Below are 17,870 nucleotides of genomic sequence, written 5' to 3' on the forward strand. Positions count from 1 at the left end.
GGGCGCATGGCTCAACCCGCGTCGTACCGTCCCGCGGCAGGGACGATCCCGACGCAGCCGGGGGTCTACCGGTTCCGGGACAAGCGCGGCCGCGTGATCTACGTCGGCAAGGCCAAGAACCTCCGCTCCCGACTGTCCTCCTACTTCCAGGACATCGGCAACCTCCACCCGCGCACCGCCTCGATGGTGACCACCGGGGCCAGCGTGGAGTGGACGGTGGTGCGCACCGAGGTCGAGGCGCTCCAGCTGGAGTACTCGTGGATCAAGGAGTTCGATCCCCGCTTCAACGTCAAGTACCGCGACGACAAGTCCTACCCCTGGCTGGCGGTCACCGTGGGCGAGGAGTTCCCCCGGGTGATGGTGGGGCGCGGGGCCAAGAAGAAGGGGACGCGCTACTTCGGTCCCTACGGCCACGCGTGGGCGATCCGCGAGACCGTCGACCTGCTGCTGCGGGTCTTCCCGATGCGCTCGTGCAGCGCGGGGGTCTTCAAGCGCTCGGCACAGATCGGCCGGCCCTGCCTGCTGGGCTACATCGACAAGTGCAGCGCACCGTGCGTCGGAGCGGTCAGCGCCGAGGAGCACCGGCGCATCGTCGAGGACTTCTGCGACTTCATGGCCGGCAACACCACGGCGTTCGTCAAGCGGGTCGAGCGGGAGATGTACGCCGCCTCCGAGGCGATGGACTTCGAGAAGGCGGCCCGCCTCCGCGACGACCTGGGGGCCCTCAACAAGGCCCTGGAGAAGCAGGCCGTGGTGCTGGGCGACGGCACCGACGCCGACGTGGTGGCCCTGGCCGAGGACCCGCTCGAGGTGGCCGTCCAGGTCTTCCACGTGCGGGGCGGGCGCATCCGCGGCCAGCGCGGGTGGGTCGCCGACCGGATGGCCGAGGGCGGCACCGCCCACCTGGTCGAGGAGTTCCTGCTCCAGCTCTACGGCGGGGAGTCGGAGTCGATCCCCCGCGAGGTCCTGGTCCCCGAGCTCCCGGAGGACGTGGGCACCATGGAGGAGCTGCTCAGCTCGCTGCGCGGCAGCCGGGTGAGGGTCCGGGTGCCGCAGCGCGGCGACAAGAAGGCGCTGATGGAGACGGTGGCCCGCAACGCCGCCCAGTCCCTGGCGCTGCACAAGACCAAGCGTGCCAGCGACCTGACCACCCGCAACCTGGCGCTGGAGGAGATCCAGAAGGCGCTCGGCCTCGAGGAGGCCCCGCTGCGGATCGAGTGCTACGACGTCTCCAACCTCCAGGGGACCGAGGTGGTGGCCTCGATGGTGGTCTTCGAGGACGGCCTGCCGCGCAAGGGGGAGTACCGGCGGTTCGTGATCCGCGGCGTCGAGGGCCAGAACGACGTGGCCTCCATGCACGAGGTGATCACCCGCCGGTTCCGGCGGCTGCTCGACGAGCAGGCGCGCTCCACCGAGGTGGTGACCGACTCCGGGCCGATGCTGGTCGACCCGGACACCGGGCGGCCGCGCAAGTTCGCCTACGCCCCGGGGCTGGTGGTGGTCGACGGCGGACCGCCGCAGGTGAGCGCCGCGCGCCAGGCGCTGGCCGAGCTCGGGATCGACGACGTCCCGGTCTGCGGCCTGGCCAAGCGGCTCGAGGAGGTCTGGGTGCCCGGCGAGGAGGACCCGTTGATCCTGCCGCGCACCAGCGAAGGGCTCTACCTGCTCCAGCGCATCCGGGACGAGGCCCACCGTTTCGCCATCACCCACCACCGGGCCCGCCGGTCGGCCACCATGGTGGAGAGCGTGCTCGACGACGTGCCGGGGCTCGGCGAGGTGCGCCGCAAGGCGCTGCTGCGACACTTCGGCTCGTTGAAGAAGCTGCGGCAGGCCGACGTCGCCCAGATCGCCCAGGTGCCCGGGATCGGCCCGGCCACCGCCACGGCGATCAAGGAGGCGGTGGCCGCGACACCGGGGCGCAGCGCCGGACCACGGATCAACACCGCCACGGGCGAGATCGAGGAGGACTGATGAAGCAGCCGGCCGAGCTGGTGATCATCACCGGGATGACGGGCGCCGGGCGCAGCACCGCGGCCAAGGAGCTGGAGGACCTGGGCTACTTCGTGGTCGACAACCTGCCTCCGACCCTGGTCCGGGACGTGGTGCGCCTGGTCGACGACAGCAGGGGGACCAGCCAGCCGATCGCCGTGGTGGTCGACGTCCGGTCGGGGTCCTTCTTCACCAGCCTCGCGGCCAACCGGCACCAGCAGGCCACCGGGCGGCCGACCAGCCTGGTCTACCTCGACGCGAGCGACGACGTGCTGGTGCGGCGCCAGGAGGCCGTCCGGCGGCCCCACCCGCTGCAGGGCAGCGGTCGCCTGATCGACGGACTGACCAGGGAGCGCAAGGTGCTCGAGGAGATCCGCGGCGGAGCGGACCTCGTGATCGACACCACCGCCCTCAACGTGCACCAGCTGACCGACCGGATCGCCGGGCACTTCGGCTCGCCCGCGGCGCGGAGCCTGAAGGTCCAGGTCGTCAGCTTCGGCTTCAAGTACGGCATCCCGGTCGACGCAGACTTCGTCGCCGACATGCGGTTCCTGCCCAACCCGCACTGGATCCCCGAGCTGCGGCCGCAGAACGGGCGCGACGCGCCGGTGGCCGAGTTCGTGCGCAACCAGCCGGGCGCCGCGGAGTTCCTGGCCGGCTACCTGCCGGTGCTCGAGATCGCCGCCACCGGCTACCAGCGCGAGGGCAAGAGGTTCATGACCATCGCCGTCGGCTGCACCGGCGGCAAGCACCGCAGCGTCGCGATGACCGAGGAGGTCGTCGCCCGGCTCTCCGCGTCCGGGTACGACGTACGGGCCATGCACCGTGACCTCGGGCGGGAGTGACGTGGAGCGCCTCGACACCTCCGTCGTGGCGCTCGGTGGGGGGCACGGGCTCCATGCCAGCCTGTCGGCGCTGCGTGAGGTCGCCCGCGAGGTGACCGCCGTCGTCACGGTCGCCGACGACGGGGGCTCGTCGGGGCGGCTGCGCCGCGACTTCGACGTGCTGCCTCCCGGCGACCTGCGGATGGCCCTCTCGGCCCTGTGCGGCGACGACGACTGGGGTCGCACCTGGATGCAGGTCCTCCAGCACCGCTTCGACGGCGACGGCGAGCTGCGGGGTCACGCCCTGGGCAACATGCTCATCGTCGGTCTCTGGGACCTGCTCGGCGACCCGGTGGCCGGGCTCGACATGGTCGGGCGGCTGCTGGGCGCCCGGGGCCGGGTGCTGCCGATGTCGACCGTGCCCATCGACATCACGGCCCAGGTGGAGGGCCCGGACGGCCCGGAGGTGGCGCACGGGCAGGTGGAGGTGGCGACCGCGCGGGGCCGGATCAGGTCGGTGGCGCTGTCGCCCCCGGAGCCCCCGACGTGCCTCGAGGCGCTGCGCGCCGTCGAGGACGCCGACTGGGTGGTGCTGGGGCCGGGCTCGTGGTTCACCTCGGTGATCCCGCACCTGCTCCTCCCGGAGCTGCGCCGGGCGATCGTCTCGCGAGGGGCGCGGCTGGTCGTCGTGCTCAACCTCCAGCCCCAGGACGGCGAGACCGGCGGCTTCAGCCCGGCCGACCACCTGGCGGTGCTCAGGGAGCTCGCGCCCGAGCTCCGGGTCCACACCGTGCTGGCCGACACGTCCGCGGTCGGCGCCTCGGGCCCCGAGCTCGCCGAGCAGGTGCGCGCCCTGCACGGGGAGCTGGTGGTCGCCGACGTCGCCGCCGAGCCGGGCGGCAGCGCCCACGACCCCGCGCGGCTCGCGGCCGCGCTGCGCACGGTGCTGGCCAGTGTGGGGGAGTCGCCCACGGGTCGTTGACCCACATGGCAGGATCTGCCCCATGGCGATGACGGCACAGGTGAAGGCAGAGCTGGCCAGCACCGCGATCACCAAGACCTGCTGCCGCAAGGCCGAGGTGGCCTCGATGCTCCGGTTCGCCGGCGGCCTCCACATCGTCAGCGGCAAGATCGTGGTCGAGGCCGAGCTCGACACGGGCGCGGCGGCCCGACGGCTGCGCCGCGACGTCTCCGAGGTCTACGGGCACCAGTCCGACGTGGTGATGGTCCAGGGCAACGGCCTGCGCAAGGGCAGCCGCTACCTGGTCCGGGTGGTCAAGGACGGCGAGGCGCTGGCCCGGCAGACCGGCCTGCTCGACCCGCGCGGCCGGCCCGTGCGCGGGCTGCCGCCCGCCGTGGTCTCCGGCGGTGGCTGCGACGCCGTCGCCGCGTGGCGCGGCGCCTTCCTGGCCCACGGCTCCCTCACCGAGCCCGGCCGGTCCTCCTCCTTGGAGGTCACCTGCCCGGGCCCGGAGGCCGCCCTCGCCCTGGTGGGCGTGGCCCGTCGGCTCGGCATCTCCGCGAAGGCCCGCGAGGTCCGCGGGGTCGACCGCGTGGTCATCCGCGACGGCGACGCGATCGGCGCGCTGCTCACCCGCCTGGGCGCCCACGAGACCCTGATGGCCTGGGAGGAGCGGCGGATGCGCCGCGAGGTCCGGGCGACCGCCAACCGCCTCGCCAACTTCGACGACGCCAACCTGCGCCGCTCCGCGCGGGCCGCCGTCGCCGCCGGCGCCCGCGTCGAGCGCGCCCTGGAGATCCTCGGGGACGAGGTGCCCGACCACCTCAAGCTCGCCGGCCACCTGCGCCTCGAGCACAAGCAGGCCTCCCTGGAGGAGCTCGGCCAGCTGCACGAGCCGGTGCTGACCAAGGACGCGATCGCCGGCCGGATCCGGCGGCTGCTGGCGATGGCCGACAAGCGCGCGGAGGAGCTCGGCATCCCCGACACCGAGGCGTCGCTGACCCCCGACATGCTCGCCGAGGAAGCCTGAATCCAGGCGCCACTCCGGCCCCCGTCGAGGACGGTCCGAGGTCCATCGAGGATGCCCCGGGGTAGGTGTTGAGGTGCGCGCGATAGGGTCGTGGACGCTCGTCGACCATCGCTACTCCAGGAGTCAATTGTGACTGTCCGTGTGGGAATCAACGGCTTCGGCCGGATCGGCCGCAACTTCTTCCGCGCCGTGCGCGCCTCGGGTGCCGACATCGAGATCGTCGGGGTCAACGACCTGACCGACAACGCCTCGCTGGCTCACCTGCTCAAGTACGACTCCATCCTCGGCAGGCTGGACGCCGACGTCTCGTCCACCGAGTCGGCCATCCGGGTGGGTGACCAGGAGATCGCCGCCTTCGCCGAGCGGAACCCGGCCGACCTCAAGTGGGGCGACCTCGGTGTCGACGTCGTCGTGGAGTCCACCGGCTTCTTCACCGACGCCACGAAGGCCAAGGCGCACCTCGACGGCGGTGCCAAGAAGGTCATCATCTCGGCGCCCGCCAAGAACGAGGACATCACCGTGGTGATGGGGGTCAACCACGAGCTCTACGACCCGGAGAAGCACCACGTCATCTCCAACGCCTCCTGCACCACCAACTGCCTCGCGCCGATGGCGAAGGCGCTCAACGACGAGTTCGGCATCGTCAAGGGCCTGATGACGACCATCCACGCCTACACCGCCGACCAGAACCTGCAGGACAACATCCACAAGGACCTGCGCCGGGCCCGGGCCGCCGCGCTCAACATCGTCCCCACCTCGACCGGTGCGGCCAAGGCGATCGGTCTGGTCCTCCCCGAGCTCAAGGGCAAGCTCGACGGCTTCGCGCTGCGCGTGCCCACCCCCACCGGCTCCGCCACCGACCTCACCTTCGAGGCCGGCCGCGAGACCAGCGTGGAGGAGGTCAACGCCGCGATCGAGAAGGCCGCCGACGGACGCTTCCTGAAGTACTCCACCGACCCGATCGTCTCCACCGACATCACCACCGACCCGGCGTCGTGCATCTTCGACGCCCCGCTGACCAAGGTCATCGGCAACCAGGTCAAGGTCATCGGCTGGTACGACAACGAGTGGGGCTACTCCAACCGCCTCGTGGACCTGATCGACCACGTCGGCAGCACCCTCTGACCGTGTCGGGACTCGAGACGCTAGGCGACCTGCGGGGCCGGCGGGTCCTGGTCCGTTCGGACCTGAACGTCCCCCTGGACGAAGGCCGGATCACCGACGACGGCCGGATCCGGGCGAGCGTGCCGACGATCCGCAAGCTCAGCGACGCGGGCGCCCGGGTCGTGGTGACCGCGCACCTCGGCCGCCCCAAGGGCGCACCGGACCCGGCCTACTCGCTGGGTCCGGTGGCGGCGCGGCTCGCTGAGCTGCTCGGGCGCCCCGTCTCCTTCGCCGAGGACACGGTCGGGCCGAGCGCCCGGCGTGTGGTGGCCTCGCTCGGGGACGGCGACGTGGCCCTGCTGGAGAACCTCCGCTTCAACGAGGGCGAGACCAGCAAGGACGACGCCGTGCGGGGTGCCTTCGCCGACGAGCTGGCGAGCCTCGCCGACGCCTACGTCTCGGACGGCTTCGGCGTGGTCCACCGCAAGCAGGCGAGCGTCTACGACGTGGCGACCCGCCTGCCGAGCGCCATGGGCGGTCTGGTCGAGTCCGAGATCGAGGTGCTGCGCCGACTGACCGTGGATCCCGAGCGCCCCTACGTGGTGGTGCTGGGCGGGTCCAAGGTCTCGGACAAGCTGGGCGTGATCGACAACCTGCTCGACAAGGCCGACCGGCTGCTGATCGGCGGCGGGATGGTCTTCACCTTCCTCAAGGCCCAGGGCCACGAGGTGGGCAGGAGCCTGCTGGAGGAGGACCAGCTCGACACCTGTCGGCGCTACCTCGCCGAGGCCGCCGAGCGCGGGGTCGAGCTGGTGCTGCCCACCGACATCGTGGTGGACACCGCGTTCCCCTCCGGGGACCGCGAGCCCCAGCCGGTGGTGGTGCCGGCCGCCGAGATCCCGGCCGACGCGCTGGGTCTCGACATCGGCCCGGAGTCCGCGGCGGCCTTCGCCGCGGCCCTGGCCGACGCCCGGACCGTCTTCTGGAACGGCCCCATGGGGGTCTTCGAGGTGCCGGCCTTCGCCGAGGGCACCCGCACCGTGGCCGAGGCGCTGACCCGGGTCCAGGGGCTCTCGGTCGTCGGTGGCGGGGACTCCGCCGCCGCGGTGCGCGCCCTGGGCTTCGACGAGGCCGCCTTCGGCCACATCTCCACCGGTGGAGGGGCCAGCCTGGAGTTCCTCGAGGGCAAGGACCTCCCCGGCATCTCCGTGCTCGAACGCTGACGACGACAAGGAACCCTGCTGATGGCTCCCACCCGCACCCCGCTGATGGCGGGGAACTGGAAGATGAACCTCAACCACCAGGAGGCGGTGGTCCTGGTCCAGAAGCTCGCCTGGACGCTGTCGGACAAGAAGCACGACTTCTCCCGGGTCGAGGTCGTCGTCGTCCCGCCGTTCACCGACCTGCGCTCGGTGCAGACGCTGGTGGACGGCGACCGGCTCCAGCTGAAGTACGGCGCCCAGGACGTCTCGGTGCACGAGAGCGGCGCCCACACCGGCGACATCTCCGCCGGGATGCTGGCCAAGCTCGGCTGCTCCTACGTGGTGGTGGGCCACTCGGAGCGTCGCCAGGACCACCACGAGTCGGACGAGACGGTCAACGCCAAGGCCCACCGGGCCCTCGAGGCGGGGATGACGCCGATCGTCTGCGTCGGGGAGGGGCTCGAGGTCCGCCAGGCCGGCCGGCACGTCGAGCACACGCTGAGCCAGGTCGAGGGCTCGCTCGCGGGCTTCTCGCCCGAGCAGGTCGCCGGGCTGGTCGTGGCCTACGAGCCCGTCTGGGCCATCGGCACCGGGGAGGTGGCCACGCCCGAGGACGCGCAGGAGGTCTGCGGAGCCATCCGGGAGCGGCTGCGGGAGCGCTACGGCGACGAGGCGGCCGACGGCTGCCGGATCCTGTACGGCGGTTCGGTGAAGGCGGCCAACGTGGCCGGCATCATGGAGAAGCCCGACGTCGACGGTGCGCTGGTCGGCGGAGCGAGCCTCCAGGCCGACGAGTTCGGCGGCATCTGCCGTTTCCATGACATGCCTGTCCTCTGATCACCCCCGACTGACGTAGGCTGCCCTCGTGATTCTGCTCTTTCAGTCCCTGCTCATCCTGACGAGCCTGATCCTCATCCTCCTGGTGCTGCTGCACAAGGGGCGTGGGGGCGGCATGTCCGACATGTTCGGTGGTGGCATGTCCAGCACCCTCGGCGGCTCCTCGGTGGCCGAGCGCAACCTGGACCGGTTCACCGTCGGAGTGGGAGTCGTCTGGTTCGCCTGCATCGTGGCGCTCGGACTGCTGATGGCGTACGGATCCTGAACATGTAAATAGCTTCATTTCTCTTCTGGGAGGGACAGAGATGGCTGGTGGAGGAAGCGCGATCCGGGGTAGTCGGGTCGGGGCAGGGCCGATGGGAGAGGCCGAACGGGGGGAGGCGGCGCCGCGTCAGGCGGTCACCTACTTCTGCTCGCACGCACACCGCTCGGTGGTGACCTTCGCCGTCGAGGCGATCGCACCGGAGGCGTGGGACTGCCCGAAGTGCGGCCTGCCGGCCAGCATGGACCGGGACAACCCGCCGCCGCCGCCCAAGATCGAGCCCTACAAGACGCACCTGGCCTACGTGAAGGAGCGGCGCTCCGACGCGGAGGCGGCCGACATCCTCAACGAGGCCGTGCAGCTGCTGCGCAGCCGGCGCAAGTCGGGCGACGTCATCTTCTAGGCCACGCCGTCGCGGCCGGGCGAGGCCGCGGCCTCGTCGAGGAGCCACAACGTCTCCTGTCGCCCCCGCACTCCGCGGGCCGGGCACTCGGCGAGCGGCCCCGTGCTGCGGGCCGCCGCCACCGCCGCGGCCTTCGACTCGCCGCTGGCGAGGAACCAGACCGCATCGGCACGGTTGAGCGCCTCGAAGGTGAGGCTGACGCGTCGGGGCGGCGGCTTGGGGGAGTCGGTGACGGCGACGGTGCTGTGCGACCGGACATCGAGCCCGGGGTGGCCCGGGAAGAGCGAGGCGACGTGCCCGTCCGGGCCCACGCCGAGCATGACCAGGTCGAAGCCGGCAGGACCGAGCTCGTCGAGCATGCCGGCGTAGGCCTCCGCGGCGGCCGCGACGTCGGCGACGTCGTCGGCCGACGGCACCTCGTGCACCCGACGGGGGTCGACCCCGAGGTGGTCCAGCATGGCGCGGCGTGCCTGGAGGGCGTTGCGGTCCTCGGAGGCGCCGGCCACGAACCGCTCGTCGCCCCACCAGAACGAGACCCGGGACCAGTCGACCGGGGCGTCCGTGCGACGCGCCACCTCACGGTGGACGAGGTCGGCGATCGACCCACCGGTGAGGCACACCCTGGGGTCGCGCCCGGCCGCCTGCAGCTCCTCGAGCCTGGCCAGGAGCCTGCTGGCGACCTCGCCGGCCAGCGAGGCGGCGTCCGGGGCCACCTCGAGATCGCCCCGCGCGCTCATCGCGGCCCCTCGCGCTCGGCCAGGTGGGCCACCGTCTCGGCGTAGATGTCGTCCTCGTCGAGCCGGCGCAGCTCCTCGGCCAGCAGCTCCGGCACGGGGCGCAGCGGCAGCGCGACCGGGCGGTCCGGGGAGCCGGGCGTGGAGAGGGTGCCGTGCTTGCCGTCGGGGCGGGTGATCCGCACCGGGCCCTGCCGTGTCTCCAGCACCACCTCGGTGATCCCCGGACCCTGGGACCGGTGTCGGGCCACGTCGACGCCGAGCCGGCTGGAGAGCCAGGCGATCATCAGCTCGGCCGAGGGGCTGATCCGCTCCGCGGTGACCGAGGCGCCGGTGACCCTGGCCGGGAACTGGTCGAGGGCGGCGGCCAGCAGCGCCCGCCAGGGCGTCAGCCGGGTCCACGCGAGGTCGGTGTTGCCCCGGGTGTAGGCGAGGCACTGCTCGGCGAGGGCGCGCTGCTTGCCCCGGCTGACGGCTGCGGTGTCGGTGATCCGCCGCTGCGCCAGGGCGCCGAGCCGGTCGCCCGCCGGGTCGGGCGGGGCGTCGACCGGCCACCACACGGCCACGGGGGAGTCGGGCAGGAGGAGCGGCAGCACCACCGACTCGTCGTGCTCCACCACCTCGCCACTGAGGCGGATCAGCGCCGTCTCGCCGCTCCACCCGGCACCGATGCCGAGCCTGGCGTCGACCCGGGAGGCGCCCCGGGTGCTCCCCAGGATCACCCCCAGCACCCGCGCGGGATGCTCGTGGGAGGCGTGCTGGACGTCCTTCATCGCCTGCTCGGCGTGGTCCTCGGGAGCCACCACGATCAGGGTCATCACCATGCCCATGGCGGGGCTGCCCGACAGGGCGCGCTGGCGCATGAGCTCCGCGGAGATGGCCGAGGCGGTGGTGTCCTTCAGCTCGATCACGGTCGCCTCCAGGTCCGTCCGTCGCGGGCCAGCATCTCGTCGGCCGAGGGCGGGCCCCAGGTGCCGGACTCGTAGGCCTCCGGCGCGCCCTTCCGGGCCCAGTGCGCGATGATCGGGTCGAGGATCTTCCAGGACAGCTCGACCTCCTCGTGGCGGGGGAAGAGCGGTGGGTCGCCGAGCAGCACGTCGAGGATCAGCCGCTCGTAAGCCTCCGGGGAGGTCTCGGTGAAGGTGCCGCCGTAGACGAAGTCCATGGACACGTCCCGGATCTCCATCGAGGTCCCCGGCACCTTCGAGCCGAAGCGCACGGTCAGGCCCTCGTCGGGCTGCACCCGGATCACCAGGGCGTTCTGGGTCAGCTCCTCGGTGGAGTGCTTGCCGAAGGGCACGTGCGGCACCCGCTTGAAGACCACCGCCACCTCGGTCACCCGGCGCCCCAGCCGCTTGCCGGCGCGCAGGTAGAACGGCACCCCGGCCCAGCGCCGGTTCTCCACCTGGAGGGTGACCGCGGCATAGGTCTCGGTGGTGGAGTCGGCCGGGATGCCTTCCTCCTGGAGGAAGCCGGGGACCTTCTCCCCGCCCGCCCAGCCCTCGGCGTACTGCCCCCGGGCCGTGGAGCGGGTCAGCGACCGGGGCAGGACGACCGAGGAGAGCAGCTTCTCCTTCTCGACCCGCAGGGACTCCGCCTCGAACGACCGGGGCTCCTCCATCGCCACCAGGGCCATGAGCTGGAGGAGGTGGTTCTGGATCACGTCGCGGGCCGCGCCGATGCCGTCGTAGTAGCCGGCACGGCCACCGATCCCGATGTCCTCGGCCATGGTGATCTGCACGTGGTCGACGTAGTGGGAGTTCCACAGGGGCTCGAACATCGAGTTGGCGAACCGCAGCGCCAGGACGTTCTGGACGGTCTCCTTGCCCAGGTAGTGGTCGATGCGGAAGACCGAGCCGGACGGGAAGACCCGGTCCAGGACCTGGTTGAGCTCGCGGGCCGAGGCCAGGTCGTGCCCGAACGGCTTCTCCACCACCACTCGCCGCCACGAGCTGGTGCTCTCGGCGAGACCGTGCTTCTGGAGCTGGGTGACCACGTCGCCGAACAGGCCCGGGGGGATCGCGAGGTAGAAGGCGTGGTTGCCCCCCGTGCCGCGCTCCTGGTCGAGCAGCTGCAGGGTGTTGCGGAGCAGGTCGAAGGCCACGTCGTCGTCGAACTCGCCGGGGACGAACCGGAAGCCGTCGGCGAGCTGGTCCCACACCTCCTGGCGGAACTCCGTGCGCGCGTGCTCACGGACGGCGTCCCGGACGATCTCGGCGAAGTCCTGGTCCTCCCACTCGCGGCGGGCGAAGCCGACGAGGCTGAAGCCCGGGGGCAGCAGACCTCGGTTGGCCAGGTCGTAGACGGCCGGCATGATCTTCTTGCGCGACAGGTCCCCGGTGACCCCGAAGAGCACCATGCTGCAGGGTCCGGCGATCCGCGGGAGCCTCCGGTCCCGCGGGTCGCGCAGCGGGTTGTGCCGCTCTGCGCTCACGACGGGGCCAGCACGGTCACCAGCGCGGCCAGGTCGGCGGGGGAGGCCAGGTGCAGGCGCAGCACCGGGGAGCCCTTCGCGGCGAGCACCTGAGCGTCGCCGACGGCCTGGGCCAGCAGGAACTCGTGGAAGGTGAAGGGGCGTCCCGGGACGGCCAGGTCGGCCTCGGGCTGGGTCGTGACCTGGAGGAAGGCCCCGGTGGTGGGCCCGCCCTTGTGGTACTGGCCGGTGGAGTGCAGGAAGCGCGGCCCCCACCCGAAGGTCACCGGCCGGCCGGTGCGGGTCGCCAGCGCGGGGCGCACCGGGAGCAGAGCCACGTCGCGGAGGCGGTCAAGGTAGGCCTGGACGGCCAGGTAGCCGCGCTCCTCGTCGACCTGGGCGAGCAGGGCCGCCACGGCGTCGGCCACCGTGCTGGTCCCCTCCGGCAGCCACCCCGGCGAGGCGAAGACCGTCACCGCCCCGTCGACGAAGGCCGGCGCCGGGGAGTCGGAGGAGCCCTCGAGCATCTCGCGGGCCGCGGACTTCGCGCTCTCCACGTCGGGCTGGTCGAAGGGGTTGATGCCGATCACGCCGCCGGCGACGGCGGTGGCGGTCTCCCACAGCAGCAGCTGGGCGCCCAACGGCCCGTCGACGGCGGCCGACCAGCCGGAGGTCGCGGGCCACTCACCCTGCGCGGGGCCGAAGCTGACCAGGAGCGAGTCCTCGGTGGACGGGGTCCAGTTGGGGGTCTGCATCCGCTCCACCACCACCGGGAGGATGCCCTTGCCGTCCTTGCCGGTGGACTCCGCGACGAGCTGCTCGACCCAGTCGCCGAACCCGGGGTAGGCGGAGCCGCCGTCGGCGAGCACCAGCTTGTCGACGTCGCGGGTCGCCGTCAGCCCCAGCAGGGCGCCCAGGCGCAGGGCCGGGTTGGCCACCTCGTCGACCGCCAGCGCGGGACGCAGGGCCTCGGCCTCGGAGAGCAGGGCGCCGACGTCGGCCCCGGCCAGCGCGCTCGGGACCAGGCCGAAGGCGGTCAGCGCGGAGAAGCGCCCGCCGACGTCGGGGTCGGAGCGCAAGACCCGGTAGCCGGCCTCGGTGGCGGCGACGTCGAGGGGAGAGCCCGGGTCGGTCACCACCACGAGGCGCTCGGCGGGATCGATCCCGGCATCGGCGAAGGCCTTCTCGAAGGCCCGCTTCTGGCTGTCGGTCTCGACGGTGCCACCCGACTTGGAGCTGACGACGACGACCGTGCGCGCGATGTCGGTCTCCAGGGCGCGGCGGACGAAGTCCGGATCGGAGGAGTCGACGACCGTCAGCTCGACGCCGGCGGCCGCGCAGATCACCTCGGGAGCCAGGGACGAGCCGCCCATGCCGCACAGCACGACCCGGTCGAGGCCGCGGCCGCGCAGCTCGTCGCGGAGCGCCTCGGCCTCGGCCACGACGGGGGCGGAGGTGACCGGCAGGTCGACCCAGGCCAGCCGCTTGGCGGCCTCCTCCTCGGCGGCCTCGCCCCACAGGGCCGGGTCCTGCGCGGCGAGGCGGCTGGCGACCCGACCGGCGACCAGGTCGCCGAGGACCGCGTCGAACGCCTCGGGATTGGCCAGTCCCAGGCTCAGGGACACCCCGGTGGCCTCGAGGCCCGCGCCGCTCACGAGCGACCGGCCTGGTCGAGCTGGCCCTGGACGGTGTCGAGCAGCTCCTGCCAGGAGGCGAGGAACTTGTCGACGCCCTCCTTCTCCAGGACCGCGATCACGTCGTCGTAGACGACACCGGCCTCGGCGAGCGAGCCCATCGTGGCCTCGGCGTCGTCGTACTGGGTGGTGACCTGGTCGCCGAGCACCTCGCCGTGGTCGGCGAAGGCCTCCAGGGTCTTCTCCGGCATCGTGTTGACGGTGCCGGGCACCACCAGGTCGGTGACGTACATGGTGTCGCGGTAGTCGGGGTTCTTGACCCCGGTCGAGGCCCACAACGGTCGCTGCCGCCGCGCTCCGGCCTCGGCCAGGGCGGCCCAGCGCTCGCTGGTGAAGAACTCCTGGAAGGCCTGGTGCGCGAGCCGCGCGTTGGCGACCCCGGCGCGGCCGAAGAGCGAGGGGTCGGCCCCGGCCGCCTCCAGCCGCTTGTCGACCTCGGTGTCGACCCGGGAGACGAAGAAGGAGGCCACGGAGTGGATCCGGGAGAGGTCGTGCCCGTTGTCGCGGGCCAGCTCCAGCCCGGCGGCGTAGGCCTCCATCACCTCCTGGTAGCGGGCCAGGCCGAAGATCAGCGTGACGTTGACGCTGATCCCCTCGCCCAGCGCCGCGGTGATGGCCGGGCCGCCCTCGGTCGTCGCGGGGATCTTGACCAGCAGGTTCTCCCGGTCCACCTCCGTCCACAGCTCCTTGGCCGAGGCCACCGTGGCCTCGGTGTCGAAGGCCAGGGTGGGCGCGACCTCGATGGAGACGCGACCGTCGACCCCGTCGGTGGCCTCCCAGACCGGCCGCAGCAGGTCGCAGGCGTCCCGGACGTCGGCGGTGGTCAGGGCGAAGACCGTCGCGTCGACGTCGGCGCCGTCCGCGGCGAGCCTGCGGACGGCCCCGTCGTAGCGCTCCCCGTCGGCCAGTGCGGCCGCGAAGATCGACGGGTTCGTGGTGACACCCGTGACGGAGGACCCGGCGACCAGCTCGGCGAGGTTGCCGGTCTCGAGACGCTCCCGGGAGAGGTCGTCGAGCCAGATCGAGACCCCGGCCTCGGCCAGGGACTTCAGACGTTCGGACATGTGGTGTGCCTCCGGTGTGGGTCGCTGGTCGGTGCCAGGTGCGGTGCCTGGATCGCTGCGGTCAGGCCTCCGCGGCGGCGATGCTGTCGAGCGCTGCGGTGACGACGGCCGCGGCCGTCATCCCGAACTCCTGGTAGAGCCGGGTGTAGTCGGCGCTGGCGCCGTAGTGCTCGAGCGAGACGATCCGTCCCGCGTCGCCGACCACGTCGCGCCAGCCCTGGGAGATCCCCGCCTCGACGCTGACCCGCGCCTTGACGATGGGCGGGATCACCGCGTCTCGGTACGCCTGGTTCTGGGCGTCGAACCACTCACGGCACGGCATCGAGACGACGCGGGCGCGGACGCCCTGCTCGGCCAGCGTGGCCCGCGCCTCGACCGCGAGCTGGACCTCCGAGCCGGTCGCGACCAGCACCACGTCGGGCTGGCCGCCCTCGGCGTCGAGGAGCACGTAGCCGCCCTTGGCGACGTCGTCGGTGCCGGCCCAGTGCTCGCCGTCGACCACGCCGCGGGGGAGCACGGGGACGTCCTGGCGGGTCAGGCAGAGCCCGGCCGGGCGGTCGGTGTTCTCCAGCACGGCCTTCCAGGCGGCCGCGGTCTCGTTGGCGTCGGCCGGACGGACCACGTCGAGACCGGGGATCGCGCGGAGCGCCGCGAGGTGCTCGATCGGCTGGTGGGTGGGCCCGTCCTCACCGAGGCCGATGGAGTCGTGGGTCCAGACGTAGATCACCGGCGCCTGCATCATCGCGGCCAGCCGGACGGCGGGACGCATGTAGTCGGCGAACTGCAGGAAGGTGCCGCCGAAGACGCGGGTGCCGCCGTGCAGCGTGATCCCGTTCATGATGGCGCCCATCGCGTGCTCGCGGATGCCGAAGTGGAGCACCCGACCGTAGGGCTCGCCCTTCCAGGTGCTGGTGGTGCGGGTGACCGGGTTGAACGAGGCCGCGCCCTTGATCGTGGTGTTGTTGGACCCGGCCAGGTCGGCGGAGCCGCCCCAGAGCTCGGGCAGCACTCCGGCGACGGCGTTGATCACCTCGCCGGAGGCCTTGCGGGTGGCGACGCCGGCGCCGGCCTCCCAGGACGGCAGCGCGTCGGCCCAGCCGTCGGGCAGGCGGCGCTCCTTGACCCGGTGCAGCAGCGCGTCCCGCTCGGGGTTGGCCGCGGCCCACGCGGCGTACTGCTCGTCCCAGGCGTCGCCGGCGGCCTTGCCCCGCTCGAGTGCCTGCCGGGTGTGGGCGAGCACCTCGTCGGGCACCTCGAAGGTCCGGGCCGGGTCGAAGCCGAGGATCTCCTTGGTGGCGGCGACCTCGTCGGCGCCCAGGGCCGAGCCGTGGGCGGCGCCGGTGCCGCGCGCGTTCGGCGCGGGCCAGGCGATGGTGGTGCGCAGCTTGATGAAGCTGGGCCGGTCGGTGACCGCGCGGGCGGCCGCCAGGGCGTCGTAGAGCCCCTGGACGTCCTCGCGGTAGACGTCCGGGTCGCTGCGGTCGCCGGCCCAGTCGACGGTCTGCACGTGCCAGCCGTAGGCCTCGTAGCGCAGCGCGACGTCCTCGGTGAACGCCACGTCGGTGTCGTCCTCGATGGAGATCTGGTTGTCGTCCCAGATCAGCGTGAGGTTCCCCAGCTGCTGGTGTCCGGCGAGCGAGGAGGCCTCGGCGCTGACGCCCTCCTGCAGGTCGCCGTCGGAGGCGAGGCAGTACACGTGGTGGTCGAAGAGCGACTCGCCGGGGGCGGCTTCCGGGTCCAGCAGGCCGCGCTGGCGGCGGGCGGCCATCGCCATGCCGACGGCGTTGGCGACGCCCTGGCCGAGCGGGCCGGTGGTGGTCTCCACGCCGGCGGTGTGGCCGAACTCGGGGTGGCCGGGGGTCTTGGAGCCCCAGCTGCGCAGCCCCTTGAGGTCGTCGAGCTCGAGGCCGAAGCCGGCCAGGTAGAGCTGGAGGTAGAGGGTGAGGCTGGTGTGGCCGCAGGAGAGCACGAAGCGGTCCCGGGCGATCCAGTTCGGGTCCGCGGGGTCGTGGCGCATGACCTTCTGGAAGAGCAGGTAGGCCACCGGCGCGAGGCTCAGCGCGGTGCCGGGGTGACCGTTGCCGACCTTCTGGACGGCATCCATCGCGAGGACCCGGGCGGTGTCCACAGCCCTGTCGTCGAGGTCGGTCCACTCCAGAGCGGGGGATCCCTTGGTCCGTGCGGTCACGTGCTTCCCTTCGAACGTCTTCAACAACTCGGCAGAGCCGATAGGCAGGCACGAGCCTACTCAGGGGTCGGGCTAGACTCGACCCCGCCTGTACCCCACTCAACCGAGGTTCATCTCCGTGACGTACGTCGGCCACTCGGCCCCTGACGCCGAGCAGTCCGGACCCCACCGGTCTCCCGACGGATCCCGGACCCCGGGCGAGGCTGCGCCGCGCGCCGGGATCAAGGACGTGCTCGCGGCCTACGTCGGGCTCACCAAGCCCCGGGTGATCGAGCTGCTGCTGCTCACCACGGTGCCGGTGATGTTCTTCGCCGCGCGCGGGGTGCCGCCGCTGGGCCTGGTGGTCGCCACCGTGATCGGCGGGGCGCTGAGCGCGGGCTCGGCGTCGGCCTACAACTGCGTCTACGACCGCGACATCGACGAGCAGATGCGTCGGACCCGTCGCCGGGCGCTGCCCCGGCACGTGGTCACCCCGGCCTCGGCGCTGGTGTTCGCCACCGTGCTGGCGGCTCTCTCCACGGTGGTCCTGGCCGTGTGGGTCAACGTGCTCTCCGCCGGTCTCTCGCTGCTGGCCAACGCCTTCTACGTGATCGTCTACACGATGATCCTCAAGCGCCGCACCACCCAGAACATCGTCTGGGGCGGGATCGCCGGGTGCTTCCCGACCATCATCGGCTGGACCGCGGTCACCGGGCAGCTCGACTGGGCCCCGCTGATCCTCTTCATGGTGGTCTTCTTCTGGACGCCGCCCCACACCTGGGCGCTGGCGCTGCGCTACCGCGAGGACTACGCCAACGTCGACGTCCCGATGCTGCCGGTGGTCAAGCCCGCCGCCGAGGTGGGCCGCCAGATCGTTCTCTACAGCTGGGTGATGGTGGCCACCTCGATGCTGCTGTGGCCGGCGGCCGGGACCGGTCCGGTCTACCCCGTCGTCGCCGCGGTGCTCGGGGCGGTCTTCCTGCTCGAGGCGCACCGGATGTGGAACCGGGCCAAGGCCTCCGACCAGCTCACCGACATCTCACCGATGCGGCTCTTCCACAACTCCAACCTCTACCTGTCGCTGCTCTTCGTGGCCGTGGCGCTAGACCCGCTGCTCTTCTGAGCCCGCTCCGGTCGGCCCGCGTGCAGCCCCCGGCTCCGGCGCGCCCGCCGCGGCCCGACGCAC

The 17,870-nt window shown here is 72.4% G+C and carries 16 protein-coding genes; 10 read left to right on the forward strand and 6 right to left on the reverse strand.

Annotated elements, in window-relative coordinates; all coding sequences use genetic code 11:
* The first annotated feature begins 6 nt into the window (after window positions 1-6).
* The 9 genes from uvrC (at window position 7) to AC4BGE_RS13115 (ending at window position 8,612) form a co-directional block, all read left to right on the forward strand.
* Window positions 7-1,971, forward strand: coding sequence for an excinuclease ABC subunit UvrC (gene uvrC, locus AC4BGE_RS13075; protein ID WP_490571446.1), 1,965 nt, complete (start codon window positions 7-9; stop codon window positions 1,969-1,971).
* Window positions 1,971-2,834 (forward strand): RNase adapter RapZ, encoded by an 864-nt coding sequence (rapZ, locus tag AC4BGE_RS13080; RefSeq protein ID WP_490571445.1) that lies wholly within the window; start codon window positions 1,971-1,973, stop codon window positions 2,832-2,834. The genes uvrC and rapZ overlap by 1 nt, the downstream gene beginning before the upstream one ends.
* Window position 2,835: 1 nt before the next feature.
* A complete protein-coding gene (locus AC4BGE_RS13085) occupies window positions 2,836-3,795 on the forward strand; it encodes a gluconeogenesis factor YvcK family protein (protein ID WP_490575574.1) in 960 nt (319 codons plus the stop codon).
* Between the two features lie 22 nt (window positions 3,796-3,817).
* A complete protein-coding gene (gene whiA, locus AC4BGE_RS13090) occupies window positions 3,818-4,804 on the forward strand; it encodes a DNA-binding protein WhiA (protein ID WP_490571443.1) in 987 nt (328 codons plus the stop codon).
* Between the two features lie 129 nt (window positions 4,805-4,933).
* Window positions 4,934-5,929, forward strand: a complete 996-nt coding sequence (gene gap / locus AC4BGE_RS13095; RefSeq protein WP_490571442.1) for a type I glyceraldehyde-3-phosphate dehydrogenase — start codon at window positions 4,934-4,936, stop codon at window positions 5,927-5,929.
* Window positions 5,930-5,931: 2 nt separating this feature from the next.
* The gene (locus AC4BGE_RS13100) at window positions 5,932-7,131 is read left to right on the forward strand and encodes a phosphoglycerate kinase (RefSeq protein WP_490571441.1); all 1,200 of its coding nucleotides are present in this window, start codon (window positions 5,932-5,934) and stop codon (window positions 7,129-7,131) included.
* Between the two features lie 21 nt (window positions 7,132-7,152).
* Window positions 7,153-7,947: a triose-phosphate isomerase gene (gene tpiA, locus AC4BGE_RS13105; protein WP_490571440.1), complete on the forward strand. Its 795-nt coding sequence runs from the start codon at window positions 7,153-7,155 to the stop codon at window positions 7,945-7,947.
* Between the two features lie 28 nt (window positions 7,948-7,975).
* Complete coding sequence (secG, locus tag AC4BGE_RS13110; protein ID WP_490571439.1) at window positions 7,976-8,212, forward strand: preprotein translocase subunit SecG; 237 nt, start codon at window positions 7,976-7,978, stop codon at window positions 8,210-8,212.
* Window positions 8,213-8,252: 40 nt separating this feature from the next.
* Window positions 8,253-8,612, forward strand: coding sequence for an RNA polymerase-binding protein RbpA (locus AC4BGE_RS13115; protein WP_490571438.1), 360 nt, complete (start codon window positions 8,253-8,255; stop codon window positions 8,610-8,612).
* Here the strand turns inward: AC4BGE_RS13115 and pgl are convergent.
* From pgl to tkt, 6 genes are all read right to left on the reverse strand, one after another.
* Window positions 8,609-9,349 carry a 6-phosphogluconolactonase gene (gene pgl / locus AC4BGE_RS13120; RefSeq protein WP_490575575.1) on the reverse strand — a complete coding sequence of 247 codons (741 nt, stop codon included), beginning with the start codon at window positions 9,347-9,349 and terminating at the stop codon, window positions 8,609-8,611. The genes AC4BGE_RS13115 and pgl overlap by 4 nt on opposite strands.
* Window positions 9,346-10,257, reverse strand: coding sequence for a glucose-6-phosphate dehydrogenase assembly protein OpcA (locus AC4BGE_RS13125; protein WP_490575576.1), 912 nt, complete (start codon window positions 10,255-10,257; stop codon window positions 9,346-9,348). The genes pgl and AC4BGE_RS13125 overlap by 4 nt, the downstream gene beginning before the upstream one ends.
* Window positions 10,254-11,780, reverse strand: a complete 1,527-nt coding sequence (gene zwf / locus AC4BGE_RS13130; RefSeq protein WP_490571435.1) for a glucose-6-phosphate dehydrogenase — start codon at window positions 11,778-11,780, stop codon at window positions 10,254-10,256. Before zwf ends, AC4BGE_RS13125 begins: the two co-directional genes overlap by 4 nt.
* Complete coding sequence (locus AC4BGE_RS13135) at window positions 11,777-13,414, reverse strand: phosphoglucose isomerase-related protein (RefSeq protein ID WP_490575577.1); 1,638 nt, start codon at window positions 13,412-13,414, stop codon at window positions 11,777-11,779. The genes zwf and AC4BGE_RS13135 overlap by 4 nt, the downstream gene beginning before the upstream one ends.
* The gene (gene tal / locus AC4BGE_RS13140) at window positions 13,411-14,517 is read right to left on the reverse strand and encodes a transaldolase (protein WP_490575578.1); all 1,107 of its coding nucleotides are present in this window, start codon (window positions 14,515-14,517) and stop codon (window positions 13,411-13,413) included. The genes AC4BGE_RS13135 and tal overlap by 4 nt, the downstream gene beginning before the upstream one ends.
* 61 nt (window positions 14,518-14,578) lie before the next feature.
* Complete coding sequence (gene tkt, locus AC4BGE_RS13145; protein ID WP_490571432.1) at window positions 14,579-16,705, reverse strand: transketolase; 2,127 nt, start codon at window positions 16,703-16,705, stop codon at window positions 14,579-14,581.
* 118 nt (window positions 16,706-16,823) lie between these two features.
* Between tkt and AC4BGE_RS13150 the strand changes: the two genes are divergently transcribed.
* On the forward strand, window positions 16,824-17,807 hold the full coding sequence (locus tag AC4BGE_RS13150; RefSeq protein WP_490571431.1) for a heme o synthase: 984 nt from the start codon (window positions 16,824-16,826) through the stop codon (window positions 17,805-17,807).
* Window positions 17,808-17,870 lie beyond the last annotated feature (63 nt).

Source organism: Nocardioides sp. Z50_6, from assembly GCF_058215755.1.